Source organism: Microbacterium sp. MYb62, from assembly GCF_002979475.1.
In the GTDB taxonomy this organism is placed as follows: Bacteria; Actinomycetota; Actinomycetes; order Actinomycetales; family Microbacteriaceae; genus Microbacterium.
In genome coordinates, this window is record NZ_PCOY01000002.1 from 226,916 (window position 1) to 252,401 (window position 25,486).

The window sequence follows — 25,486 nt, forward strand, 5'->3', positions numbered from 1 at the left end:
ATTCCAGAGGCGGGCACGTGCACACACCCTCCTGCTCCCGGGAAAGTCCCGAGAGCCGTTCTAGTCCGAAGGAGGTGGGTAAGTGACGCACCAGTACGAACTCATGGTCATTCTGACCCCCGAGATCGACGAGCGCACGGTCGCCCCGACGCTCGACAAGTTCCTGAAGGTCATCACCAACGATGGTGGCTCGATTGACAAGGTCGACATCTGGGGCAAGCGCCGTCTGGCTTACGAGATCCAGAAGAAGACCGAGGGCATCTACGCCGTCGTCAACTTCACCGCTACCAGCGAGGCCACGCAGGAGCTCGACCGTCAGCTGAAGCTGAACGAGCAGATCATGCGCACCAAGGTCCTCCGCTCGGAAGAGGCTCAGGCGATGGTCGCTTCGGAGGCTAAGCGCTCCGAAGAGAAGGCTGCTCGCAAGGCCGCCAAGGCTGCGAAGGCCTAAGGTCCATGGCCGGCGAAACCGTCATCACCGTGGTGGGAAACCTCACGGCCGACCCCGAGCTGCGCTACACGCAGAACGGGCTGCCGGTGGCGAACTTCACCATCGCATCGACGCCTCGGAACTTCGACCGTGCCGCGAATGAGTGGAAGGACGGCGACGCGCTGTTCCTCCGCGCATCCGTCTGGCGCGAGTTCGCCGAGCACGTGGCGGGTTCGCTGACGAAGGGCATGCGCGTCATCGCGCAGGGTCGTCTGCGTCAGCGCTCCTACCAGGACCGCGAGGGCAACCAGCGCACCGCGATCGAGCTGGAGGTCGACGAGATCGGCCCCTCGCTCCGGTACGCGACCGCGCAGGTCACCCGTGCGGCCTCGACCGGCGGTGCCGGCGGTGGCGGAGGCGGAGGACAGCCTCGTCCCGCGCAGCAGCAGGTGTCGGAGGAGCCGTGGTCCACGCCCGGCTCGTCGACCAGCGCGGATGCCTGGAGCACTCCGGGCAGCTTCGGCGACGACACCCCGTTCTGAACAACTTCTGGATCCGGCCTTCGCGGCCGGCATCCGCTCATCACTAAGGAAAAACAATGGCTGGAAAGTCGAGCGGCGACCGCCGCAAGCCGCGGAAGGGCGCGAAGAACGCTGCTCCCGCGAAGTCCATCCGGGTCGGTGTCATCGATTACAAGGATGTCGCCACCCTTCGCAAGTTCGTCTCGGAGCGCGGCAAGATCCGTGCCCGTCGTATCACCGGTGTCTCGGTGCAGGAGCAGCGTCTGATCGCCACGGCGATCAAGAACGCGCGCGAAATGGCGCTCCTGCCCTACGCTGGCGCCGGCCGGTAAGGGGTATCGAGATGGCAAAGCTGATTCTCACGAACGAGGTCGCCGGGCTGGGTAGCGCCGGTGACGTTGTCGAGGTCAAGAACGGGTACGCCCGCAACTTCCTCATCCCGCAGGGCTTCGCTACGGCGTGGACCCGCGGTGGCGAAAAGCAGGTCGCCTCGATCCAGGCCGCGCGTCAGGCACGCGCGATCCACGATCGTGACGACGCTGTCGCACTGAAGAACGCTCTCGAGGGCACCAAGGTGCGCCTCACGGTCAAGGCCGGCAAGGAGGGTCGTCTCTTCGGCTCCGTCAAGACCGACCACGTCGCGGATGCTGTCGCAGCCGCCGGCCTGGGCTCGATCGACAAGCGCAAGGTGCACATCACGTCGCCCATCAAGGTGACCGGTGAGCACGAGGCGACCGTGCGTCTGCACGACGACGTCACCGCAGTCATCACGCTGCTGGTCGTCGCCGCCAAGTAAGGCACTTCCGGAACGCCCCCTGTCCTTCGGGACAGGGGGCGTTCTGCATTCCCCGTGATCGGCCGAGCACCTCACTCGTCCCGACCATGCACGGGTCTGGCGTTGGCCGGAGGCTCTCCGACCTCCTGCACGGTGTGGCCGCTGCACGCCATCGCGGTCACGCTGGCCCGCTCGACGCGCGACACGGTGAACCAGCGCATCGCGTCGCGCAGCAGGCACCATCCGACCAGGTACCACTGTCCATTCGCGGAGGCGAACAGCACGGGTTCGACGTCACGCGTGGTCGTGCTCCCGTCGCGAGCGGTGTAGCGGATGCGGACCACCCGTTGCTCGGCCATCGCCTCCTCCAGGGCCGACCGGGTCGCGCGTGATGACGAGGGCGGCGCGTCGACCCACACGCGGTGGGCGAGTTCGTCGGCTCGTGCGCGGGTGTGGGGATCGAGCACGTCGAGGATCTTCCGCACGCCGGCTGTCGCCGAGTCGGCGTACGGAGCATCGGGCGCGGCGGACACGGCCGCCAGGAGTGCCACGGCCTGCGCGGGGGACAGGCTGACCGGTGGCAGGGATGCGCCGAGGGCCAACCCGTACCCGCCGCCAGGGCCCGGGCGCGACCAGAGCGGTGCGCCGCTGCGTTCGAGCGCAGCCAGGTCGCGTTTGACGGTGCGCACGGAGACCTCGAACTCCCGTGCCAGGCGCTCGGCGGAGGTGCCCCGCGATCCGCTGCGGCGCAGCATCTCGGACAGGGCATGCAGCCGCTCTGCGCGCTTCACCGTGCGACTCGTGAGAAATTCATGACATAAATAGTGACATACACCTGCCCGTCCTGCGGAGGAGGGTGGAGACATGACACAGACGACGAGCAGTCCGACCATCCTTCTCATCGCCGGCCACTGGCTGGGAGCCTGGGCGTGGGACGAGGTCCTCGCGCACCTGAAGACCGACCACGCTCGCGCCGTCGCGATGACCTTGCCGGGTCTCGACGGGGAAGATCCTCAGCGAGCGACGAGGTCGATCGACGATCAAGTCGACGGGATCCTCGACGAGCTCGCCCGGCTCGGCGTCTCCGTGGATCAGCCCGTGGCCATCGTCGCGCACAGCGGGGCGAACGCGCCCGTGAGCGTCGTCCTGGATCGGCACCCCGAGCTCGTCGACCGCGTGATCTGGGTCGACTCCGGCCCGGTGGCGACGGGAAGCATCTTCGCCCCCGGGCTGCCGGATGAGGTGGAGGAGCTTCCGTTGCCGCCCTTCGACGTCCTCGCGCAGCAGGCGAGCCTCGAGGGCTTGAGTGCAGAGGTCCTCGAGCGGTTTCGCGACAAGGCTGTCCCCGAGCCCGGTCCGGTGCTTCGTCAGTCTGTCGAGCTCTCGAACGACGCTCGCCGGAGGGTCCGGACCACACTGGTGTGCTGCTCGATTCCGAGCGCGCAACTGCGGGAGCTGGCTCGAGCAGGTCACCCCATGTTCGCCGAGGTCGCGAACCTCGAGCATCTCGATGTCATCGACCTCCCGACAGGACACTGGCCCATGTGGAGTCGTCCAGGCGACCTCGCCGAGGTCATCCGGTCAGCGGCTTCGTCCGACGTGTGAATCCTGCATCAGCTCAACCGTGCACGGATGTCGGGAGGATGCACGGATGTCGGGAGATTCCGGCAGATCCGTGGGGGACCTGACGGAATCTCCCGACATGTGCAGCGAGTGACCCGGGCCTCGGGGCTACTCCCTGTCAGCCGCGACCGCGAAGATGTCGGTCGATGTCTCGGACGACGCGGCGCGGCGCTCCTCGCGACGGAGCCGCCGTTCGGCGCGCTTGGCGATCCGTCGGTCCCGACCGCGCTCCACGAGCGTGTAGAGGATCGGCACCAGGACGAGCGTGAGCAGGGTCGACGACACCAGCCCCCCGATCACCACGATCGCCAGCGGCTTCGAGATGAACACACCGCCACCCGTCAGTCCGAGGGACATCGGGATCAACGCGAAGACCGTCGCCGCCGCCGTCATCAGGATCGGGCGCAGGCGCAGTCGCGTGCCGTGCTCCACCGCCTCGTCGAGAGTCGCACCGGCCTCACGGAGCCGGTTCACGAGATCCATGAGCACGATGGCGTTCGTCACGACGATGCCGATCAGCATCAGCAGTCCGATCAGGGCCGGAAGGCCCATCGGCGTGCCCGTGAGGAGGAGCCCGAGGATGGCGCCGGTCGCCGCGAACGGGATCGAGATGAGCAGCACGAGCGGTCCGCGGAAGTTGCGGAACGTCGCCACCATCACCAGCAGCACGAGCACGATGGCGCCGAGCATGGCCAGGCCGAGCTGACCGAAGGCTTCATCCTGCTGGGCGGATGCGCCGCCCTGTTCGAACGTCACCCCGGCAGGCAGCTCGGTCTCGGCGATCGCCTCGTCGATCGCCTGGCTGGCGGCCGACAGGCCGCCCTTCTCCGGCGTGACCGTCAGGGTGACCTGACGCTCGCCGTCGGCGCGAGTGATGGTCGGCGCGGTGAGCTCCTCCTCGACGGTCGCGATCGCGGCGAGCGGGATCGCCGTGCCCGTGACCTCGGCGGCCGCCTTCTGCTCGGCTTCAGCCGCTTCGGCCTCGGTCTGCTGAACCGCCGCGTCGGTGCGCGCCTGGCGCAGCGCCTTGATCTGCTCGTCGGCCGCCGTGACGCCGGACTGTGCGCCCTCGATGGCGCCCTGCAGTGCGGCGAGCTGCTCGGCGCGTTCCCTCTGCGCCTCGAGCACGGCCGCGTCATCAGGGTTCAGCGGGTCGGCGGGAACGATCGGCGCCGCCGACAGCTCCGTGAGCTGCCGGTTCAGTGCCCCGATCTGACCGGCGAGTTCGGCACGCTGCTTCGTGGCGGTGTCGATCTGCGAGTTCAGTTCGTTCTCGGCCTTGGTCTTCGCCTCGTCGGCCTTCGCCTCGGCCTTGGCCTGGAGGGCGTCGGCGGCGGCCTTCTGCGCGTCAGCCGTCTGCCGAGCCGTGACCGGGAGCATGATCTCGCCGAGCTTGTCGGCGGTTCGTGCCGAGCCCGGTGTGCGCACGATGATGTCGCGTTCCCGGCCCTCGAACATGAGGGTTCCGACGGTGGTGCCGGAAAGCGCCTCCTGTACGGCCTTCGCGATCGTGGCCCGGTCGAACCCGAGACGTGCGGCCAGCGGCTCATCGACCTTCACGCGCAGCACCGGCTGCTCTCCCGCGAGTTCGCTCTTGACGGAGCGTACGCCGTCGGCGTCGGCGAGCTGCTTCTCGAGCAGGTCGCTCGCGGTCCGCAGTGCGGCGGGGTCGTTGCCCTGGATCGCCAGGGCGATGCCGTCGCCGGCTCCCGCGAGGGAGGCATCCTGCGAGGCGAGGTCGATCTCCCCGCTGTCGGGCAGCCCGTCGAGCGCCTCCTGCACCTTCGCTTCGACCTCGGCGACGTCGGCTCCGTCCTGCAGCCGCAGGTCGTAGGTGATGGAGGTCGGCGTGCCGGGCGTGGGCACCGGGATCGACGTGGTGATGTCGGCGATGCCCGTGATCTTCCCGAGCGTCTTCTCGACCGGCTCCGCCGCGGCGACGAGGTCGGCCGTGGTCTCCTTCGGGGGTGTCTGCACGACCTGCAGGCTCGCCTGGCCCGACGATCCGAGGAAATCGGTCTGGATGAACGGGGTCATGCCCAGCGTCGCGACGAGCAGCACAGCCGAGGCGACCAGGGTGATCACCGGGTGCCGACGGGTGGCGTTCAAAGCCGGCATGAACGTGCGCTGCAGCCGGTCGGGAGCCGTGTGGATCTCGTCGAGCTCGGACGGCACGTCGCTCTCGGGAGCCGGTGAGGGCGCGACGGACGCAGTGGCGGGAGCCGCGAGCACAGCCGTCGCCGTGGTCGCCGTCGCTGTGGTCGCCTCAGAGGCACCGGTGGGGGATGCGTCGTCCGCCGAAGCCTCGACTGCGGGCTGGACCGCTTCGGCGTCGGCGTCGCGGTGCTTCGGAGCCTTGTTCAGGAACCAGGAGGCGAGCACGGGCACGATCGTGAGCGAGACGACCAGCGAGGCGAGGAGAGCGATCGAGACGGTCACCGCGAACGGCCGGAACAACTGACCGGCGATACCCGAGACGAACGCGATCGGCAGGAAGACCGCGACGGTGGTGAGCGTCGATGCGGTGATCGCTCCCGCGACCTGACGTACCGACGCGACGATGCCGTCGATCGTGAGCGGGCCGTCTCCGCGCCGTCTCGAGATGTTCTCGATCACCACGATGGAGTCGTCGACGACACGTCCGATGGCGATCGTGAGAGCGCCGAGCGTCAGGATGTTGAGGGTGTTGCCGCTCCACCACAGGCCCGCGAGCGTGATCAGCAGCGACAGCGGGATCGACACGGCGGCGATGATCGTCGAGCGCCAGGACCGCAGGAACGCGAGGATCACGAGCACCGCGAAGAGCAGGCCGAGCCCACCCTCGACGGAGAGGTCGTGGATCGACTGCTCGATGTAGGGCGCCTGGTCGAAGATCGTGACGAAGTCGGCGTCGAGGATCGGTGCGAGCCGGTCGAGCTCGGCGTTCACCCCGTGCGAGATGTCGACGACGTTGGCGCCCTGCGACGGGATGATCTGGAGCGTGAGCGACGGATTGCCGTTGACTCGCGAGATGGTCTGCGCGGGTACCTTCTCGAGGGAGACGTCGGCGAAATCCGCGATCGTGACGGCTCCCTCGGGTGTGGGCACCGAGAGGGTCTGGATGTCTTCCGGAGTGGCGAGCCGCGACCCCACGGTGATCGAGAGAGGACCTTCCGCGGAATCGGCCTGTCCGGCGGGGAGTGCCGCGCCGTGAGCTTCGAGCAGCGGTCCGAGTGTCGAGGGCTCGACCTTCAGCCGGGCGACGTCTGCGGAGCGGAGGTCGATCGTGATGCGCTGCGTCTCCTCACCGGCCAGCGTGACGTCGCGCACGCCGGGCACCCCCTTCAGCGCGGGCACGACGGTCTGCTGCAGGGCGTCGCCGAACGCCTCCTGGTCGCCGCCGGTACCGGCGCTGAGCACCATGGCGGGCAGGTCGCCGGCGCCGCCGGAGGCCACCATGATCTCCGTGCCCGACGGGAAGCTCGGCTTCAACGACTCGGCCGCGCTGCGGATGGTGCGCAGCGTCTCCTCGTCGTCTTCGCCGAACGTCCACTCGACGAGCACCTGTGCGTCACCGCTCGACGTCGTCGAGGTCACACTCGTCACGCCGGGTACCGCGCGGACCGCCTGTTCGAGGGGCTCCGTCACGCTGCTCGCCATCTCCTCGGGCGCGAGGCCCTGCGACTGCGCGGAGACGAACGCCATGGGCGCCTGCAGCGACGGCATCAGCTCCTGCTTGAGCGCGCCCATCGATATGAGGCCGAGGGCGACGACGGCCAGTGTCGCGAGCGACAGGATGAGACGGTTCTTGAGGCTGCTGCGTGTGAGGAACGACATGGAGCGGTGAGGTGCTTTCGGCTGGGTCACGGTGGGCAGGCGAAGACGCACCCCGCGACGCGGAAGCCGCCTGTCGTCACTCGGATCTCATCGTTCCGCGGCGATCCCGTTGTTCCGGCGCAGCGCGAGGAGAGGCGACTGAGCTACGGCGACACGATCGACACTTCGAGCCTGCCGGGTCGGACATCCCGGGGCATCCTCCCGCGGGTTGATCCCCGTCCCCCCACGGCATGACCTGCGCGGGCCCGGCATCCGTTTCCGGCCGACGTCCTCGTCGACGACGCGTCGTCACTTTTGGATCCAGAATGCAGAGTTCGGCGAGATGATCCGATACTCTCGCTCCCATGGTGCAATCAGGGAACGCCGCGTCGCCCAAGGAACGGGCCGAGGCTCTGCAGAAGCTCGCTCAGCGACACGGGGCCGGATACCGGTCGGTCGGTGCGATGGCGTACGACATCATCCGCGATGCGATCCTCGACGGCACGCTGCCGCCGGGGATGAAGCTGCGTCAGGAGACGCTCGCCGAGTCCATCGGCATCTCGCGACTGCCGATCCGCTCGGCGCTGATCCAACTGGAAGCCGACGGCCTCGTGGTCTTCCACGCCCGCCGCGGGGCGATGGTGCGTGCGCTCTCCGTGCAGGAGGCGACGGAGGTGTACCACCTGCGGACCCTGCTCGAGAAGGATGCGCTGCGCCTGGCGATGGAGGAGATCACTCCGGAGCGGATCACCCGTCTGCGCGAGCTCGCCCAGACGGCGGACGACATCTCGGAGGGCGGCGAGTTCGTGGAGGCCCGCACCGAGTTCTACGCGACGCTCTACGACGCCGAGGCCCGCCCCGTGATGTGGGAGATGATCGAACAGCTGCGGCTCAAGCTCGGACGCTACGTGCTCGGCTGGCGCCTGGTCTCGCCCGGTGCGCACGACCACTCCCACGGCGAGCTGATCGACGTCGTCGCTGCAGGAGACGTCGGCGAGGCGCTGCGTGTGCTCGAGACGCACCTCAACCACGTGCGCGACGGGGTCATCGCCCTCCTCGACGCCGCCGCGACGGAGGCCGCGGGCGACGGAGCCTGAGGCGCACGCGAGAACCAGTGAGGGGATCGACGCCCGGCGTCGGTCCCCTCACTCGTGTCCGCGCTTCCGGTGGCGGTGCTTCTCGGTGACGGTGTCTATCAGGTGACGGTGTCTATCAGGTGACGGTGTCTATCAGGTGACGGTGGCGCGACGCGCGAACCGCGGCTCGCGCCAGATCTCGCTGTGCAGCACGTCCTCCAGCGCATCGATCGCATCCCACACGTCGGTGTAGGAGGTGTAGAGCGGGGTGAAACCGAAGCGGATGAGGTCGGGGGCGCGGAAGTCGCCGATCACCCCGCGCTCGATCAGGGCCTGCATGACCGCGTAGCCGTCTTCGTGGCGGAGCGAGACCTGGCTGCCGCGGCGGGCGGACTCCCGAGGGGTGACCGGCTCGATTCCCCAGCGCGGTGTGAGGCGGGTGTCGACGAGGGACAGGAACAGCTCGGTCAGCCGCAGGCTCTTCTCGCGGAGCAGCTCCATGTCGACGTCGTCCCAGATGTCGAGGCTCGCTTCGAGTCCGGCGACCGACAGCAGCTGAGGCGTGCCGACGCGGAAGCGCTCGATGCCCGCGGCGGGGGCGTACTCGACGGTGAAGTCGAAGGGCTTCGCGTGGCCGTGCCAGCCGGTCAGGGCAGGACGGGCCGCGTCGTGGTGCCGCGCGGCGGCCCAGATGAACGAGGGCGAGCCGGGACCGCCGTTGAGGTACTTGTAGGTGCAGCCGACCGCGAAGTCGGCCTCCGCCCCGTTCAGGTCGATCGGCACCGCGCCGACGCTGTGGCACAGGTCCCAGACCACCAGGGCGCCGGCGGCATGCACCTTGCGTGTGATCTCGGCCATGTCGTGCATCCGTCCGGTGCGGTAGTCGACCTGGGTGAGCACGACGACCGCGACGTGATCGTCGAGCACGTCGTCGAGGGTGGGACCGTCGTCGGAGATCAGCCGGCGCTCCAACGGGGTTCCGCCGCCGAGCAGCTCCTGCACCGCTTCCAGCATGTAGAGGTCGGTGGGGAAGTTGCCCCGCTCCGCGACGATCACCCGGCGGCCGGGTCGAAGCCGGACAGCGGCGACCGCCGCCTGGAACAGGCTCGCCGATGTCGAATCGCCGAGCACGACCTCGCCGGCGTCAGCCCCGATGAGCGGTGCGATGCGGTCGCCGATCGTGCGCGGCTTGGCGAACCATCCGGCGTCGTTCCAGCTGCGGATGAGGCCGGTGCCCCACTCCTCGGTGATGACACGCTGCAGGTGGGCTGCGGTGTGCTTCGGCAGCATACCGAGGGAGTTGCCGTCGAGGTAGATCACGCCGTCTGGCAGCACGAAGCGCTCGCGCATCGAGGCCAGCGGGTCGGCGTCGTCGAAGGCCGTGCAGGTCGCGCGGTCGATGACGGGGCGGGTGGAGGTGGTGCTCATGAGCAGGTCCGTTCGAGGTCGTGCGGGGTCAGCGCCCCAGGAAGCGCAGGGCGTTGTCGCGGCGGATGGCGCTCTTCTGCGCGTCGTCGAGGAAGTCGGCGCGGTCGACGACACTGCCGACGGGGCGCTCGCCCAGGGGGTAGGGGTAGTCGCTGCCGACCATCACCTGCGAGGCGCCGAGGGTCTCGACCAGCACCCGCAGCGCGACCGGGTCGAAGACGACGCTGTCGACGCTGAAGCGGTCGAGGTAGGCCGAGGGTGGACGCTCGCTGACCCCGATGAGGTCGGGCCGCTGCATCCAGGCGTTCTCGAACCGACCCAGCCAGAACGCGAACGATCCCCCGCCGTGCGCGAAAGCGAGTCGGAGGGTGGGCGGCACGCGGTCGAAGACGCCGCCCAGGATCATCGCGATGATCGAGAGATGCGTCTCGGCGGGCATCCCGGTGAGCCATCGCGCCATCCAGCGGTCGAGCCGGGGGGAACCCGCCATGTCCCACGGATGCACGAAGACCGGGATGCCGTTGGCCGCGCAGTGCTGCAGGAACATCACCATGCCCTCGTCGTCGAGGTCGCGGTCGCCGACGTGGTTGCCGATCTCGACACCCGCATGACCGGACGCGATGGCGCGGTCGGCCTCGACGCAGGCGGCATCCGGATCCTGCAGCGGCACCTGCGCGAACGGGATCAGCCGATCGGGGGCCGGGGCGCAGATCTCCAGGGCGAGGTCGTTGAAGATGCGCGCCACCTTGACCGCCTCGGCACCCGACTTGTCATAGGAGAAGAACAGCGGGGTGGGGGAGACGACCTGCATCTCGACGCCGTCGGCGTCCATGTCGGCCAGGCGCACGGACGCGTCCCAGCAGTCGTCGCCGACCCGCCGGAACTCGGTGTCGCCGAGCATGATCATCGCCTCGCGCTCGGAGTCCACGCGCAGGGTCGGCCAGAGACCCGGCCCGACCTGCGATGACAGGTCGGGCCAGGAACTCGGCACGAAGTGCGTGTGGACGTCGATCGTGCCCAAGGGGTTTCAGCCCTTGCCGGGGTGGACGGCGCCGCACTCGGGGCAGGTGCGCCCCTCTTCGCTCTCGTAGAAGTCGCGGAAAACCGGCGGCAGATCCTCGACGATGTCGCGCACCTGCAGCTCGACCTCGTGCACCTTGGCGTTGCAGTTCGGGCAGAACCAGGCGAACTTCTCGAGCGTGCCCTCTTCGCGGATGCGCTCGATCACGATGCCGATGGACCCCTCTTCCGGGCGCTGCGGGGAGTGGAAGACGTTGCCGGGCAGCAGCCACATCTCGCCCTCGCGGATGTCGATGCGCTGCAGGCCGTCGGGCGTCTGGATGTTCACGTGCATGTTGCCGCGGTACTGGTAGAACCACTCCTCATACGGGTCGAAGTGGAAGTCGGTGCGCTGGTTCGGGCCGCCGACCACCTGCACGATGAAGTCGCCCATGGGCGTCCACGCGGCCTTGTTGTTGACCGGTGGCTTCAGGAGATGCTCGTTCTCCTTGATCCATGCGGGGAAGTCGATCACGGGTGGGATGACGGGTGCGATGGTGCTCATTTCTCCTCCTCGAGAGTGGCAGCGGTGTTGTGGTCGGCGGTGTTGTGGTCGGTGGTGGTGTCGGGGCGCCGCGCGATCGCCTGGATCTCGATGCGCAGGTGCGGATGCGGCAGGGCGTGCACGGCGACCGTGGTGCGGGCCGGCCCCTGCTCGTCGAAGTGCTCGGCCCAGACGGCGTTGTACGCGGCGAAGTCGTTCATGTCGACGAGGAAGCTGGTCGCCTGCACCAGATCGTCGAGGCCGCAGCCGGCGGCGGCCAGCACTTCGCGGATGTTCTCGATGACGGCGCGGGTCTGCACGGCGACATCGAGCCTCGTCGCTCCGAACTCATCGACCTCGGCTCCGGCGATGGTGTTGTCGGGGCGCCTGCTCGACGTACCGGAGACGAAGACCAGGTCGCCGGAGACCTTGGCGTGCGGGAAGCGGCCCCGGGGCGTGGCCTTGCCCTCGACGAGGATGCCTCGTGATGCGGTCATCATGATCCCTTCTGGGCGAGGCTGTCCGCCCTGCTGCGCGTGCGGATGCCGACGCGTCCGAGCCCCGCGATCGTCGCTTCGACCGTGCCGTCATCCGGCAGCGGAACAGCGGCGGTCGCGGCACCGGCGAGCAGGATGGAGCCGGCGCGGAGCGTGAACCCGTGGCGGGCGGCGAGTCGCGCGGCCGCGGCGACGGCGCGGCCGGGATCGCCGAGGATCGCGGCGGTCGAACCGGTGGCGCTGATCCGACCGTCGACCTCGAGCGTGACCGCCCTGTTGTCGAGGGCACCGGCCCGGTCGAACGGGGTCCACGGGCCGACCACGTAGGCGGCGGCCGACGTGTTGTCGGCCACGACGTCGGCGAGGCTGAAGCGGAAATCCCGGTACCGGGAGTCGATGATCTCCAGTGCAGGGGCGACCGCGGCGATGACCGCCGCCAGCGGACGTCCGGATCCGGCGCCGTCGATATCCGTGCCGTCGATGTCGGAGGCGAGAAGGTACGCGACCTCCGGCTCGATGCGCGGGTGGATGGCCGACCGCCGGTCGAACACCGCGTCGTCGTCGAGGCGCATCGCATCGGTGAGGGTGCCGATGGTCACGTCGCTCACGCCCATCTGCTGCGCCTTCGCCTGACTCGTGAAGCCGAGCTTCAGACCGGTGAGGCGCTCGCCGCGGGCGAGTCGGCGGGCGATCAGCGCGTGCTGCGTGGCGTAGGCGGTATCGAGCCCGACCTCCTCGGTGGAGGAGAACTGGTTGATCGCCGTCGCGGTGCGCTGCGCGGTGTCGAGCGCGGCGGCGAACACCGCGTCGGCGGTCATGCGGTCACCTCGATCGAGCGGCCGGCGACGAGGTCGAGGGCGACGTCGACGATCATGTCCTCCTGGCCGCCCACCATCCGGCGGCGTCCCAGCTCCACGAGGATGTCACGCGCATCGAGGCCGTGCTTCTCGGCCGCGCGCTCGGCGTGCAGCAGGAAGCTCGAGTACACCCCGGCGTAGCCGAGGGTGAGGGTCTCGCGGTCGACGCGGACCGGGCGGCGCTGCAGCGGACGCACCAGTTCCTCCGCCGCATCCTGCAGGGCGAACAGGTCGCAGCCGTGCTCCCAGCCGAGCAGATCCGCCACCGCGATGAACGCCTCGATCGGGCAGTTGCCGGCTCCGGCGCCCTGCCCTGCGAGCGAGGCATCGACCCGGTACACGCCGTGCTCGACGGCGGTGATGCTGTTGGCGACGCTCAGGGACAGGTTCTCGTGGGCGTGGATGCCGATCTGCGTGCCGGGGTCGAGCACGTCGCGATAGGCGTCGACGCGGTCGGCGACGTCGCGCATCGTGAGGCGCCCGCCCGAGTCCGTGACGTACACGCAGTGCGCTCCGGCCGCCTCCATGATCTTCGCCTGCTCGGCCAGCCCGCGCGGGTCGTTCAGGTGGCTCATCATGAGGAAGCCCGAGACGTCCATGCCGTGCTCGCGCGCCCAGGTGATGTGCTGGATCGCGACGTCGGCCTCGGTGCAGTGCGTCGCGACCCGCACGCTCGCGACACCGAGGTCACGGGCCCTGGCGAGGTCGTCGATCGTGCCGATGCCGGGGAGGATCAGGGTGGTCAGGACGGCACGGTCGAGCACCTCGGCGGCCGCCTCGATCCACTGCCAGTCGGTGTGCGCGCCCTGCCCGTAGGCGACGCTCGAACCGCCGAGACCGTCGCCGTGCGCGACCTCGATGGCATCGACGCCCGCGGCTTCGAGAGCACGCGCGATGTCGCGGACCTGATCGGTCGTGTAGCCGTGGCCGATGGCGTGCATGCCGTCGCGGAGGGTGACGTCCTGCACGTACACGCGCGGAGATGCAGTGGTCATGCGGGAACCCCTGTCCGTTCGGCGACGAGTCGCTCGGCCGTGCGCAGGGCGGCCGAGGTCATGATGTCGAGATTGCCCGCGTACTCCGGAAGATAGTGGCCGGCGCCCGCCACTTCCAGCAGGACGGTCACGCGCGTGCCGCGGAACGGGCGGTCGAGTGCGGGCACGTAGGCCTCGTCGACCGCGTCGAACTGCACCTGTTGCTTGAGGCGGTAGCCGCCGACGTAGGCCTGCACGTCGGCGACCATGCCGGCGACCGAGGCGCTGACGGCATCGCGATCCAGTTCGTCGGAGTCGCCCTCGACCAGGCAGAACACGGTGTCGCGCATGATGAGCGGCGGGTCGGCCGGGTTGAGCACGATGATCGCCTTGCCGTGGCCGGCGCCGCCGATCACCTCCAGCGCGCGGGCGGTGGTCTCGGTGAACTCGTCGATGTTGGCTCTGGTGCCGGGACCTGCGGACTTCGAGGCGATCGAGGCGACGATCTCGGCATAGGCCACCGGGGCGACGCGCGACACCGCGGCGACCATCGGCACCGTGGCCTGGCCCCCGCACGTGACCATGTTCACGTTGGTCGCGCCGAGGTGCGCCTCGAGATTCACGACCGGCACGACGTAGGGGCCGATCGCCGCGGGGGTCAGATCGACCATGAGGCGTCCGGCATTGCGCACGAGTGCATCGTTGCGGGCGTGGGCTCCGGCCGAGGTCGCATCGAACACGAGCTCCACATCGGCGAACTCGGGCATCGCGATCAGGCCGTCCACGCCTTCATGGGTCGTGGCGACACCGAGCCGTCGCGCACGGGCGAGCCCGTCGGAGTTCTCGTCGATGCCGGCCATCGCGACCACGTGCAGGGTGGTGGAGAGCCGCTTGACCTTGATGAGCAGGTCGGTGCCGATGTTGCCCGAGCCGATGATGGCGATGCCGACGGTCATGCCGCAGCCCCTTCCGTTGTCGTGCCCGATGTGCCGGATGCCGTGCCGAAGAAGTCGGCACGCACCTCGCCGAGACCGTCGAGCCGGGCGCGGTACACCCCGGCGGTCGCGTCGACCATCGGGCCGAGCGCTCCGGAGAGGATCACCTCGCCCGCGCGCAGCGGCTGCCCGCGTCGGGCGACCTCGCGTGCCAGCCACGCCACCGCGATCACCGGGCTGCCCAGGCACGCGGCCCCGGATCCCGTCGAGACCGGACGGCCCTCGCGGTCGAGGGCCATGCCGAGTGCGGTCAGGTCGAACCCGTCGAGGCGTCGCGGCGTGGTGCCGAGCACGACCGCCCCGCTGGAGGCGTTGTCGGCGATGGTGTCGGTGATGCGGATGTCCCACCCGGCCACGCGGGAGTCGACGACCTCGATCGCGGGCAGCACGAACTCGGTGGCCCGGATCACATCGGCGACGTGCGTGGTGGGGGAGTCGAGGTCGCTGCCGAGCACGAAGGCGACCTCGGCCTCGGCGCGCGGCTGCAGGAACCGCGCGAGGTCGATCGGCTCGCGGTCGGCGAACATCATGTCGTCGAGCAGCACGCCGTAGTCGGGGCTGTCGACGCCGAGCTGCGTCTGCACGGCGGGGGAGGTGAGACCGATCTTGCGGCCGACCACCCGTCGACCCTCGTCCAGGCGCCGGGCGATGCCGAGCGACTGCACCGTGTACGCCGCATCCTGATCCGTCTCGCCGAGCAGGTCGCGCACCGGCGCGCACGGGCGCCCCGACTCGGCTGCGAGCCGCAGCCGCTCGTCCGCAGCGCGCACGGCGTCGGAATCCTGGATGCCGGTCACAGCTGCACGCACACGTTCGTCGGCTCGGTGTAGAACTCGAGCGAGTGGTGGCCACCCTCGCGGCCGATGCCCGAGAGCCCGACACCGCCGAAGGGGCTCCGCAGGTCGCGCAGATACCAGGTGTTGACCCACGACATGCCGGTGCGCATCTGCTGCGCCACGCGGTGTCCGCGGGTGAGGTCGGTGGTCCAGGTGACGGCGGCGAGCCCGTAGTCGGTGTCGTTCGCCAGTCGGATCGCCTCTTCCTCGGTGTCGAACGGGATGAGCGCTGCGACCGGACCGAACACCTCTTCGCGCACGGTGCGGTGGCTGTTGTCGAGGCCCGTCCACAGGGTCGGCTCGATCCAGGATCCGCCGTCGAGTCCGTCGCCGAGGGTGGGGATGCCACCGCCGGCGAGCACGGTCGCACCCTCCGCGACGGCGAGGTCGAAGTAGGAGCGGACCTTCTCGCGGTGCGCCTGCGAGATGAGGGGACCGGTGGTCGTGGCCGGGTCTTCCGGGCGGCCCAGACGCAGACGGGCGGCGTGCTCGGCCAGACCGGCGGCGACATCGTCGAAGACTGCACGCTGCACGTAGATGCGCTCGGTGCACAGGCACACCTGGCCGGTGTTGAGATACGTGGAGCGGGCGAGGCCGGCGATGGCGGCGTCGAGGTCGGCATCCGCGAACACGAGCGCGGCGTTCTTGCCGCCGAGTTCGAAAGAGACGGGGCGCACGCGCGGGGCGACCGCCCGCATGATGGCCGAGCCGGTGGACGATTCGCCGGTGAAGGTGACCCCGTCGATGCCCGGGTGCTTCGTGAGTGCCTCGCCCGCGGAGTCGGCGCCGAAACCGTGCACGACGTTCACGACGCCGGCCGGCACCCCCGCCTCGGCGAGGATCTCGGCGAGCAGCGTGGCCGAGGAGGGCGTCTCCTCCGAGGGCTTGATCACGACCGTGTTGCCGGTGGCGAGGGCCGGAGCGAGCTTCCACGTGAGCAGCAGCAGCGGCAGGTTCCACGGCACGATCACGGCGACGACGCCGAGCGGCTTGCGCACCGCGTAGTTCAGCGCGCGGCGACCGTCGGGCAGCTCGGTCAGGAACGAGTCGAGTCCGGCCGTCGAGACCGTGTCGGCGAAGGAGCGGAAGTTCGCGGCGGCCCGGGCCACATCGAGGTCGCGGGCGAGAGCCTCGGGCTTGCCGGTGTCGCCCACCTCGGCCGCGACGAGCTCGTCCGAACGGCGGTCGATCGCGTCGGCGAACCCGCGCAGCAGACGGGCGCGCTCGGCGACCGTCATCCGCCCCCACGGTCCGTCGAACGCCGCGCGGGCTGCGGCCACGGCGCGGTCGACCTGCTCGGTGCCGGCCTCGTGCACCTCGGCGATGATCGAACCGTCGACCGGGCTGATCTTCCGGAAGGTGGCGATGCCCTCCACGCGCTCGCCGGCGATCATGTTGTGGATCGCGCGGGGCGCCCGCTCCGGCTCAGGGGCACGGAGGGGAGGCGTCATCGTCTCGGAAGGCATGGGCTCAGGCTAAGAAGGTTCGAGGGATGCCGACAAATACTCTCTTGATGCACTGCCATGCCCATACGGCTATAGTCCGGATCATGGTCACCGATCGACTGCTCGACGGACGGGTCAAGATCCGCCACCTCGTCCTCGTCACCGCCATCGCCGACGAAGGCACCCTGGTGCGCGCCGCCGAGTCGCTGCACATCACCCAGCCCGTCGTCACCCGCGGTCTCCGCGAGGTCGAAGACGTCTTGGGTGTGCCGCTGTTCGAGCGGCTGCCGCGCGGCGTCAGGCCCACGCAGTACGGGTACTCGTTCATCGAGCGCGCACGTTCCGTGCTCGCCGAGCTTCGTGCCGCGGGGGAGGAGGTGCGGCTGCTGCAGTCGGGTCAGCTCGGCACCGTCACGGTCGGCACGCACCTCGCCGGCTCGAACCTGCTGCTGCCACGGGCCATCGCCGCGCTGAAGGCCGAGCATCCACGGCTCACCGTCGTCGTCCGCGAGGGCACGCCCGACACCCTCCAGCAGCTGCTGCTCGCGGGCGACCTCGACCTCACGGTCGGGCGGCTCTCACCCACGGTGCCCGTGCGACTCGAGCAGGAGCGCCTGCATCTGGAACCGATCCGCCTGGTCGCGCGCGCCGGTCATCCGGTGCTGGGCGGGGTCAAGGCGAACTCCCTCGCCGAGCTGATCAGCTACCCGTGGATCTTCCCGGTCGCTCAGACCGCGCTGCGGGCCGAGCTCGAAGCCGTCTTCTTCCACGAGGGATTGCCCCTCCCGCCCGACCGCGTCGAGTGCACCTCGATGTTGACGCTGCGCACCCTGCTCATCTCGACCGATGTGATCGCGGCGCTCCCGATGTTCATCGCCGTCGACGACCGGGAGCTGCGGATCCTTCCCACGCCCCTGAGCTCCATCCGCCGTTCGGTCGGCGTCACCGTGCCGAAGGACCGGGCGCCGTCGCCCGCGGCATCCGCCCTGTTGGCCCATCTGCGCGAAGAGGGGGCGCGCCTGGCGGAGCTCGAACGCGAGTATGCGGAGACGGAGCCCCGCTTCGCCGGCTGATATGTCCGAATGGTCATAGCTCTGACCCGTATGGATATTGGACAGCATCGCTCCCACAGGGTGAACCTGATGAGAACGACACGACGTCGTGACGATCTCACCCGATTCAGCCAATGGAGGCGACATGGCCGGCTCTCCCTACGTGCCCGATGCGAAGAAGTACCGCCCGGAGGATTTCCAGCGCGTCGAGGGTGAACCGGCCGATCCCGACCCCTCCAGCTGGGGCATGCAGCCCGACGGCACGTTCCTGCCGCCGGAGCACACGCCGTCCGTCCCGCGCGACGTCTTCGTCGACTGGCCGGGGCAGCTCGACTACCGCGACCCCGAGACCTACGCACTCAATGCGACCGCCGAGGCGTTCTACCCGATCGTGGTGAACACCAGCCACTCGTGGCAGTGCATCTACGACTGGGACGGCCGTCGCCTGATGCTGCACTACGGCGGCGGCAACCACTGGAAGCTCTACGACATCACCGACCCGCGCGACCTCACCATCGTCGACGAGGAGCAGTGGGGCTGGGACGACCCCCGCCCGCAGTTCGGCGCCACCACGGTGCAGTGGAACCAGAAGCTCGGCAAGCACATCGCGATCCAGGCGAGCGAGACCCCGCGGTACTTCCTCAAGGGGCGCGTCGCCAACAAGTGGATCGACGACACCGTCGAGGGGCAGCTGAAGGAGTGGGAGGGTCTGCGCGGCTTCCGCACCTGGGAGATGAACGGCCCGAGCCCCCGCGACTGGACGCTCCTCACCGAGGTCTCGACCGACCCGAACCACGGGCCGGACGAGATCCAGGAGGGCAACGGCGTGCTCGACCTGCCGGTCTACTACGGCGACAAGTACCTGTTCGTGGCGACCGCGCCCGACAACACCTTCACCAACCAGCCGTACAAGACCACGCTGTGGACGGCGGGTCACGCCGCCTACGACGTGTCGGACCCTGCGAAGCCCGAGCTGCTCTCGAGCTGGTGGGTGCCCGGATCCCGTGCCGGCGAGGAGACGGACTCCGAGTACCTCGCCGACAACGAGCGCTGGAACAACAAGACCTCGTGGTTCGGCTCGCGCATGGGCATCTTCCTGCCGCGCTCGGTCGAGTCGGGGTGGAAGTACGGCTACGCCGCCCAGGGTGGCCAGGGCTTCTTCGTGCTCGATGTGTCCGACCCCACGAACATCGACCACGTCGGCTGGTGCCACCTCCCGGTCAGCGTCGCCGGCACCGAGGGCGACAACGTCGACACCACTCAGGTAGAGGAGACGGGATACGTCTACGTCTCGGGCTACCCGATGAACACCGACTGCTACGAGCCGGCCAAGGAGATCTATCAGATCGACGTGAGCGACCCGACGAACCCTCGGGTCGTGCGGACGCTCCCCCGCCCGACGCCGCCGGCAGAGGCCGCGTTCACCGACTGGGCGCAGCGCCGCGGATCGTTCGGTCCCAAGCGCTCGGGCTACTTCACCAACACGGGCACGCCGCACGGCGGAGTCATCCCTTACGCGTTCTACGCCGCGGGTCTGCAGATCTTCGACGTGCGAGACCCGGAGAACCCCAAGGTCGGGGCGTACTTCGTTCCGCCGATCGGCCTCAAGGACGACGATGACCTCGCCGCCCCCGTGCACGGCATCTTCGTCGAGTGGGACCGCAACGTGATCTGGCTCTTCGCCAACCACGGCATCTACGCCGTCTCGACTCCGCTGCTGGGTGAGGTCGTCGTCGGGCTCCCCGCCGCCGAAGGCTGAACTCTTCCCGGAAACTCCGGTGTCCGTCCTCCGACAAGGGGCTGAGTGGACGGACACCGGCTCCCGACCCCTGACGATCCCTCCCGAAAGCGATCCATGACTCAGACAGTTAGGCCCTGGCCGGCCCTGTGGGCGCTGTGCATCGGCTTCTTCATGATCCTCGTCGACACGACGATCGTGGCGATCGCCAACCCGGTCATCCTCGCGACGTTCGACGCCGACCTGACCACGGTCATCTGGGTCACCAGCGCCTACCTGCTCGCCTACGCGGTTCCGCTGCTGGTGACGGGTCGCCTGGGGGATCGCTTCGGTCCCAAGCGGGTCTATCTCGTGGGGCTCGTGCTGTTCACCCTCGCCTCGCTCGCGTGCGGCCTGGCCGGAAGCATCGAGATGCTCATCGCGGCTCGCGCCGTGCAGGGTTTCGGTGCCGCCCTGATGACGCCGCAGACCATGGCGATCATCGCGCGGGTGTTCCCGCCGCGCGGTCGGGGTCAGGCGATGGGGGCGTGGGGCGCTGTCGGAGGGCTCGCGACACTCGTCGGTCCGATCCTCGGCGGCGTGCTCACCGACACCGTCGGCTGGGAGTGGATCTTCTTCGTCAACGTTCCCGTCGGGGTCGTCGCGTTCGTCGTCGCTTGGCGCTTGGTGCCCGATCTCGAAGGACACCCGCACCGCTTCGATATGGTCGGCGTCGCGCTGTCCGGACTCGGCCTGTTCCTGCTGGTGTTCGGCATCCAGGAGGGCGAGGTCTACGACTGGGGGGTGATGTTCGGCCCGGTCACGGTGTGGGGCGTCATCGTCACCGGCGTCGTGCTCCTGGTGCTCTTCGTGGTGTGGCAGCGCGTCAATCGCGCAGAGCCCCTGATGCCCCTCAGCCTGTTCCGCGATCGCAACTTCTCGGTCGCGAACGCCACGATCTTCCTCGTGGGCGTCGGCATCACGGCCATGCCCGTTCCTCTCGCCTTCTACTTCCAGGTCGCCCGCGGGCTTGACCCGACGCTCGCAGCGCTCATGCTCGCACCGATGGCGGTCGTCTCGGGGGTGCTCGGGCCGTTCGTCGGCAAGCTGAGCGACCGGATCGGCCCGCGGTGGGTGACCTTCGCGGCCTTCGTCGTCTCGGCGCTGGCGATGGCCTGGTATGCGGCGACGATGACGATCGACGCACCGTTCTGGCTCCTTCTGCTTCCCTCCGCTCTGCTGGGGGTCGGTGTGTCCGGGATGTTCGGGCCGCTCGCGTCGACGGCCACGCGCAACCTGCCGCACACCCAGGCGGGAGCGGGATCCGGCGTGTACTCCACGACCAGGCAGATGGGATCCGTGATCGGATCGGCGCTGCTGGCCGTGCTGATGAACGTGACGCTCGCCGCGCACATCTCCGGTTTCGTGCCCGGCGCGATCCACCCGGGGAGCGAGCTGTCGGCGGAGGACGGGAGCGGGCTGGCCACGGCCATGTCGCAGTCGCTGCTGCTCTCGGCCATCGCCTTCGCCGTGTGCGCGGTCGTCGTGGTGTTCTTCGAGAAGCCACGGCCCTGGGGTGCACCGGCCACCCCGCAGACGGCGGGTTCTGTTGTGAGAGAGGGACGATGATGGCGGCGATCGCAGTGGATCCAACATCCAGAACGAGTCCGATGACGAGCAAGAAGCGGGAGAAGGCTCCGATGAACGAGAGATCCGGAGGCGGACGGCTCGTCGTCGACGCCCTGAAGAAGGACTACGAACTGGATGGCGCCGCCGTCCCCGTGGTCAAGGACGTCACCTTCACGATCGAGCCGGGGATGTTCTACTCGCTGCTCGGCCCGTCGGGATGCGGCAAGACGACCACGCTGCGCTGCGTCGCCGGTCTCGAGCGGAGCAACGGCGGCGTCATCTCCCTCGACGGCAACGTGCTGTCGACAGGCACCGAGCACGTGTCGCCGGACAAGCGCGACATCGGCATGGTGTTCCAGAACTACGCGATCTGGCCGCACATGACCGTGTTCGCCAACGCGATCTTCCCGCTGCAGGTCGCGGGTTCGAAGCTTCCGAAGCAGGAGGCGCGCAAGCGGGCGATGGAGGCGCTGGAGCTCGTGCAGCTCGACCACCTCGCCCAGCGTCCGGCCACCGCGCTCTCGGGCGGTCAGCAGCAGCGCCTGGCCCTCGCTCGTGCGCTGGCCCACCGACCCCGCCTGCTGCTGCTCGACGAGCCGCTGTCGAACCTCGACGCCAAGCTGCGCGACACCATGCGCAACGAACTTCGGAGTCTGCAGCGCACCCTCGGCATCAGCGCCCTGTACGTGACGCACGACCAGTCCGAGGCGCTGTCGATGTCCGACCGGGTCGCGGTCATGAACGGCGGGCGCATCGTGCAGGAAGCCTCTCCCCGCGAGCTCTACGACCAGCCGGCCGACCGGTTCGTGGCGGATTTCGTCGGTCGCGCGAACATGATCCCCGCCGTGGTGATCGAGCGCGACGGTGCCGGCGACGCGGTGGTCGAGGCGCTCGGCACCCGGCTGCAGACCCCCGTGCCCGACGAGGTCTCGGCGGGCGACCAGGTCACGCTGACCTTCCGCCCCGAGACCGTGCGCTGGCACGAGACCGCTGTCGACCGCCCGAACGTGCTTCCCGTGCGCATCGTGCGTGTGGAGTTCCTCGGCGAGATCGTCGAGTACGAGGCCGAGGTGCTCACCGAGGGCGAGCCCGTCGCCACGATCGTCGGCCGCGGGGCACCGCAGGCGACACCCCCCGAGGGCGGCAGGGTCTTCCTCGAACTGGTCCCGCACGCCTGCCGCGTGCTGGGCGCCTGACGCAACCCGCACCACACCCGCAATCACACACCTGATGTCAGAGAGGACATTCAGATCATGAAGAGAACACTGGGAGCAGTCGCCATCACGGCGGTCTTCGCACTCGCCCTGACCGGATGCAACACGTCGACCGAGGCCGCCGGCGGTGACAGCGCGCTCAAGGGCGACGCCGCCTCGGCCACCTGCGACGCCGCGGAGATCGGAGCGATCACCCGCTGCGAGAACTTCTACGACGACTACTGGCCCGAGATCGACAAGCAGCTCGACACGCTCTACGAAGAGGCCAAGAAGGCCGACGGCGGCACGCTGGTCATCTGGGACTGGTACGAGCTGTCGCCCGACGTGATCGAGCAGTTCAACAAGCGCTTCCCCGACATCAAGGTCGAGACCAGGGGCCTCACCTACAACCTGTCGTCGGCGATCATCTCGGCCAAGGCCACGGGTTCGCGCAACACCGATGTGGTGTCAGGCTCGATCACCTCGATGGCCGCCATGTACGACGAGGGCTTCTGGGAGAAGGTCGACTGGGAGAGCTTCGGCGTTCCGAAGGAGTTCCTGACCATCGGCGCCCCCGAGCTCATGCCCGACAGCATCAACGGCACGCTCATCCAGTACAACACCGACAAGGTCGAGTCGGTGCCGGAGACGCTCGACGGGCTGCTGGCCCCCGAGTACAAGGACAAGGTGTCGGTCGCCGGCTACAACGCGGTGGTCTTCGCCGGATACGGCATGGCCGAGGGCGAAGACAAGATGGTCTCGCTGATCGACGAGCTGATGTCGTCGGGCAACCTGAAGCTGCTGGAGGACCAGGGTGCTCCGCTGTCGAGCGGTGACGTGCCGATCGCGCTGAACCAGACGCTGTTCAACCCGAACCCCGCGCTGCAGGTCTCGCCGTTCGAGCACGCGGGGGTCTGGGCGCAATTCTCCGGAGTGAACTCCGACGCCAAGAACAAGCCGGGTGCGGCGCTCTGGACCCTGTGGAACGCGTTCGACCCCGACTGGATCACACTCCGCATGACGGACGAGCGCTTCGCCAGCACCCAGGTGCCGTTCGCGGGGCTTCCGGCCGCGACGTTCGCCGAGTCCACCGGGCTCATGAAGACGAACTCCGATGCACTGCTGCTCGGCCTCGACAACGGGGCCGAGACCGAGACGCAGGCCACTCGTGACGACTGGCAGGCCATGATCAACGCCGCCGACAAGGCGCTGAACGGATAACGATGTTCAAGGCAGGACGGACCACGGGGCGAAAGCGTCCCACCACGATGACGATCGCGATGATCGTCGCGGGCGCGGTCATCTTCATCCTTCTCGCGGTACCGCTGATCGTCCAGGTGATCACCGCGTTCCGTGGTCCGTTCCTGCCCTTCGGCGTCTCCTCGGCCCAGTGGGGTGTCGAGAACTTCGTCACCCTCTGGCAGCTGCGCGAAGATTTCTGGGGCGTGCTGGGCGCGACCGGCGCCTTCGTCGGCGGCTCCACGCTGCTCACGCTCCTGATGGCATTCGGCCTCGCCTGGGTCACGGTGCGCACGGACGCCCCGTGGCGGCGCCTCATCTCGGTGCTGGTGATCGTGCCGTACATCATCCCGCCGATCGTGAAGGCGCAGGCCTACCTGCTGATGCTGTCGCCCGAGTCGGGCGTGCTCAACCAGATGCTGCGACTGCTGCCGTTCGCGAGCGACGTGCCGATCGACCCGTACGCGTTTCCGACCATGATCTTCATCCAGGCGCTGACGAACGTCACTTTCCCGTACCTGATGATCGTGCCCATCCTGACGAACATGGACGGCTCGCTCGAGGAGTCGGCGCGGGTGTCCGGGGCCTCGTGGCCGCAGACCCTGCGTCGGGTGACGCTGCCGATGCTCTGGCCCGGCCTGCTCGGCGTGACCGTGCTCACCTTCATCCTCGGCCTCGGCAGTCTCGAGGTGCCACTGCTGTTCGGCCAGGAGTCGGGGCGCGACATCTTCGCCCTCAAGCTCTGGACGCTCATCAGCTCCAACGCGGGCGAGCTGCCCCAGTACGGGCTGGCCGCCGCGTGGGGCCTGGTGTTCCTCGTGATCACGACCATCGCCTTCGCGATCTATCTGCGAGCCACGCGCAACGCCGAGCGAAGAGCCTCGGTGTCGGGCAAGGGCTTCCGGCCGTCGACCATGCGGATGGGGCCGTGGAAGATCCCGGTCATGCTGCTGGTCGCCGTGTTCATCCTGCTCACCGGCATCCTCCCTCTTCTGGCGCTGCTGTGGGCGGCGATCACCCCGTACCCTGTGGCATTCTCGATCGACGCGATGCTCGGCAGCACCGACTTCGGAGCGTTCGGTACGGTGCTCGCCGACCCGGAGTTCTGGGTGTCGCTCGGGCGCACGGTCATCATCGCGGGCGGCAGTGCCACGATCGCCGTCGTCTTCGCCACGGTGCTCGCGTACGGCATCGCCCGCAGCAAGAAGACCTGGTGGGTGAAGGCCATGGACCTGTTCGCGTCGTCGTCGGTCGCGATCCCCGCGACCATCGCCGGCTTCGCGATGTTCCTCACCTTCATGGTGATCAACCCTTACATCCCGATCGCGGGCACGCTGCTCGCCCTCGTGATCGCGTACTCCTACCGGGTGTCGATCGCCTACCGCTCGTCGTACAGCGCGACGCTGCAGATCCGACCCGAGCTGGAAGAGGCGGCGCTCACCAGCGGAGCGAGTCGGTTCGAGGGGTTCCGCCGCATCATCGCGCCCCTGCTGATGCCCACCGTGATGGCGGTGTGGATCCAGATGTTCATCCTCGGCACCAACGAGTTCACGCTCCCGGCGTTCCTGGCGACCCCGTCGTCGCGGCCGCTGTCGATGTACATCTACGCGATGATCAACCCGCGCTCGGCGCAGCTCTATGCACCCGACCAGGGTGCCGCGATGGCGCTGATCTTCACGCTGATGGTCTTCGCGATCGGCTACGGCCTGCAGTGGGCGCTCTCTCGCCGGGCGATCGGTCGGGCGCGCAAGCCCGTCGCCGCGGGCCTCCCCGACCTCGCCGCGACCCCGGTTCCTGCCGGCGATTCGGCGACCGTGACCCTGGCCGTGCAGCGTCAGAAGGGGCGTGCGAAGGGCTGATC

At 68.9% G+C, this 25,486-nt stretch carries 23 protein-coding genes; 12 read left to right on the forward strand and 11 right to left on the reverse strand.

Annotated features, from left to right (window positions below; translation table 11 throughout):
* Positions 1-82 precede the first annotated feature (82 nt).
* The 4 genes from rpsF to rplI are packed head-to-tail and all read left to right on the forward strand — an operon-like array spanning position 83 to position 1,747.
* A complete protein-coding gene (gene rpsF / locus CQ042_RS03535; RefSeq protein ID WP_017829852.1) occupies positions 83-451 on the forward strand; it encodes a 30S ribosomal protein S6 in 369 nt (122 codons plus the stop codon).
* A gap of 5 nt (positions 452-456) precedes the next feature.
* Complete coding sequence (locus CQ042_RS03540; protein WP_105668839.1) at positions 457-972, forward strand: single-stranded DNA-binding protein; 516 nt, start codon at positions 457-459, stop codon at positions 970-972.
* Positions 973-1,028: 56 nt separating this feature from the next.
* On the forward strand, positions 1,029-1,283 hold the full coding sequence (gene rpsR, locus CQ042_RS03545) for a 30S ribosomal protein S18 (RefSeq protein WP_017203799.1): 255 nt from the start codon (positions 1,029-1,031) through the stop codon (positions 1,281-1,283).
* 11 nt (positions 1,284-1,294) lie between these two features.
* Positions 1,295-1,747: a 50S ribosomal protein L9 gene (gene rplI / locus CQ042_RS03550; RefSeq protein WP_105668840.1), complete on the forward strand. Its 453-nt coding sequence runs from the start codon at positions 1,295-1,297 to the stop codon at positions 1,745-1,747.
* A 71-nt stretch (positions 1,748-1,818) separates the two neighbouring features.
* On the opposite strand, the gene CQ042_RS03555 is transcribed toward rplI, so the two are convergent.
* Entirely contained in the window at positions 1,819-2,517 is a 699-nt protein-coding gene (locus tag CQ042_RS03555) for a YafY family protein (RefSeq protein ID WP_105668841.1), read from the reverse strand.
* Between the two features lie 73 nt (positions 2,518-2,590).
* On the opposite strand from CQ042_RS03555, the gene CQ042_RS03560 reads away from it, so the two are divergent.
* On the forward strand, positions 2,591-3,331 hold the full coding sequence (locus tag CQ042_RS03560) for an alpha/beta fold hydrolase (protein WP_105668842.1): 741 nt from the start codon (positions 2,591-2,593) through the stop codon (positions 3,329-3,331).
* A 126-nt stretch (positions 3,332-3,457) separates the two neighbouring features.
* On the opposite strand, the gene CQ042_RS03565 is transcribed toward CQ042_RS03560, so the two are convergent.
* The gene (locus CQ042_RS03565; protein WP_258132006.1) at positions 3,458-7,195 is read right to left on the reverse strand and encodes an efflux RND transporter permease subunit; all 3,738 of its coding nucleotides are present in this window, start codon (positions 7,193-7,195) and stop codon (positions 3,458-3,460) included.
* A gap of 314 nt (positions 7,196-7,509) precedes the next feature.
* On the opposite strand from CQ042_RS03565, the gene CQ042_RS03570 reads away from it, so the two are divergent.
* Positions 7,510-8,241, forward strand: coding sequence for a GntR family transcriptional regulator (locus CQ042_RS03570; RefSeq protein ID WP_105668844.1), 732 nt, complete (start codon positions 7,510-7,512; stop codon positions 8,239-8,241).
* Between the two features lie 132 nt (positions 8,242-8,373).
* Here the strand turns inward: CQ042_RS03570 and kynU are convergent, their stop codons facing one another.
* Genes kynU through CQ042_RS03615 form a run of 9 tightly spaced genes read right to left on the reverse strand, consistent with a single transcriptional unit; the run spans position 8,374 to position 16,816 of the window.
* A complete protein-coding gene (kynU, locus tag CQ042_RS03575) occupies positions 8,374-9,648 on the reverse strand; it encodes a kynureninase (RefSeq protein ID WP_105668845.1) in 1,275 nt (424 codons plus the stop codon).
* Positions 9,649-9,676: 28 nt separating this feature from the next.
* Positions 9,677-10,669, reverse strand: coding sequence for an amidohydrolase family protein (locus tag CQ042_RS03580; RefSeq protein ID WP_105668846.1), 993 nt, complete (start codon positions 10,667-10,669; stop codon positions 9,677-9,679).
* 6 nt (positions 10,670-10,675) lie between these two features.
* Positions 10,676-11,212: a 3-hydroxyanthranilate 3,4-dioxygenase gene (locus CQ042_RS03585; RefSeq protein ID WP_105526600.1), complete on the reverse strand. Its 537-nt coding sequence runs from the start codon at positions 11,210-11,212 to the stop codon at positions 10,676-10,678.
* Positions 11,209-11,691: a RidA family protein gene (locus CQ042_RS03590; RefSeq protein ID WP_219844799.1), complete on the reverse strand. Its 483-nt coding sequence runs from the start codon at positions 11,689-11,691 to the stop codon at positions 11,209-11,211. Before CQ042_RS03590 ends, CQ042_RS03585 begins: the two co-directional genes overlap by 4 nt.
* The gene (locus tag CQ042_RS03595) at positions 11,688-12,506 is read right to left on the reverse strand and encodes a 2-keto-4-pentenoate hydratase (RefSeq protein WP_105668848.1); all 819 of its coding nucleotides are present in this window, start codon (positions 12,504-12,506) and stop codon (positions 11,688-11,690) included. Before CQ042_RS03595 ends, CQ042_RS03590 begins: the two co-directional genes overlap by 4 nt.
* Positions 12,503-13,540, reverse strand: a complete 1,038-nt coding sequence (gene dmpG / locus CQ042_RS03600; RefSeq protein ID WP_105668849.1) for a 4-hydroxy-2-oxovalerate aldolase — start codon at positions 13,538-13,540, stop codon at positions 12,503-12,505. The genes CQ042_RS03595 and dmpG overlap by 4 nt, the downstream gene beginning before the upstream one ends.
* Entirely contained in the window at positions 13,537-14,475 is a 939-nt protein-coding gene (locus tag CQ042_RS03605; protein WP_105668850.1) for an acetaldehyde dehydrogenase (acetylating), read from the reverse strand. The genes dmpG and CQ042_RS03605 overlap by 4 nt, the downstream gene beginning before the upstream one ends.
* On the reverse strand, positions 14,472-15,311 hold the full coding sequence (locus CQ042_RS03610; RefSeq protein ID WP_146115335.1) for a 2-keto-4-pentenoate hydratase: 840 nt from the start codon (positions 15,309-15,311) through the stop codon (positions 14,472-14,474). Before CQ042_RS03610 ends, CQ042_RS03605 begins: the two co-directional genes overlap by 4 nt.
* Positions 15,308-16,816 (reverse strand): 2-hydroxymuconic semialdehyde dehydrogenase, encoded by a 1,509-nt coding sequence (locus CQ042_RS03615; protein ID WP_219844800.1) that lies wholly within the window; start codon positions 16,814-16,816, stop codon positions 15,308-15,310. The genes CQ042_RS03610 and CQ042_RS03615 overlap by 4 nt, the downstream gene beginning before the upstream one ends.
* Before the next feature lie 83 nt (positions 16,817-16,899).
* Here CQ042_RS03615 and CQ042_RS03620 point away from each other — a divergent pair, with 83 nt between their 5' ends.
* The 6 genes from CQ042_RS03620 to CQ042_RS03645 all read left to right on the forward strand — a co-directional run bounded on the left by CQ042_RS03620 (position 16,900) and on the right by CQ042_RS03645 (position 25,484).
* Positions 16,900-17,868, forward strand: coding sequence for a LysR substrate-binding domain-containing protein (locus CQ042_RS03620; protein ID WP_105668851.1), 969 nt, complete (start codon positions 16,900-16,902; stop codon positions 17,866-17,868).
* A 124-nt stretch (positions 17,869-17,992) separates the two neighbouring features.
* Positions 17,993-19,606, forward strand: coding sequence for an LVIVD repeat-containing protein (locus CQ042_RS03625; RefSeq protein WP_105668852.1), 1,614 nt, complete (start codon positions 17,993-17,995; stop codon positions 19,604-19,606).
* A gap of 96 nt (positions 19,607-19,702) precedes the next feature.
* Entirely contained in the window at positions 19,703-21,193 is a 1,491-nt protein-coding gene (locus tag CQ042_RS03630) for a DHA2 family efflux MFS transporter permease subunit (protein ID WP_105668853.1), read from the forward strand.
* Between the two features lie 71 nt (positions 21,194-21,264).
* Positions 21,265-22,389, forward strand: coding sequence for an ABC transporter ATP-binding protein (locus CQ042_RS03635; protein ID WP_105669267.1), 1,125 nt, complete (start codon positions 21,265-21,267; stop codon positions 22,387-22,389).
* A gap of 57 nt (positions 22,390-22,446) precedes the next feature.
* Positions 22,447-23,607 carry an ABC transporter substrate-binding protein gene (locus tag CQ042_RS03640; protein WP_105668854.1) on the forward strand — a complete coding sequence of 387 codons (1,161 nt, stop codon included), beginning with the start codon at positions 22,447-22,449 and terminating at the stop codon, positions 23,605-23,607.
* A 47-nt stretch (positions 23,608-23,654) separates the two neighbouring features.
* A complete protein-coding gene (locus CQ042_RS03645) occupies positions 23,655-25,484 on the forward strand; it encodes an iron ABC transporter permease (RefSeq protein WP_181157424.1) in 1,830 nt (609 codons plus the stop codon).
* Positions 25,485-25,486: the final 2 nt, after the last annotated feature.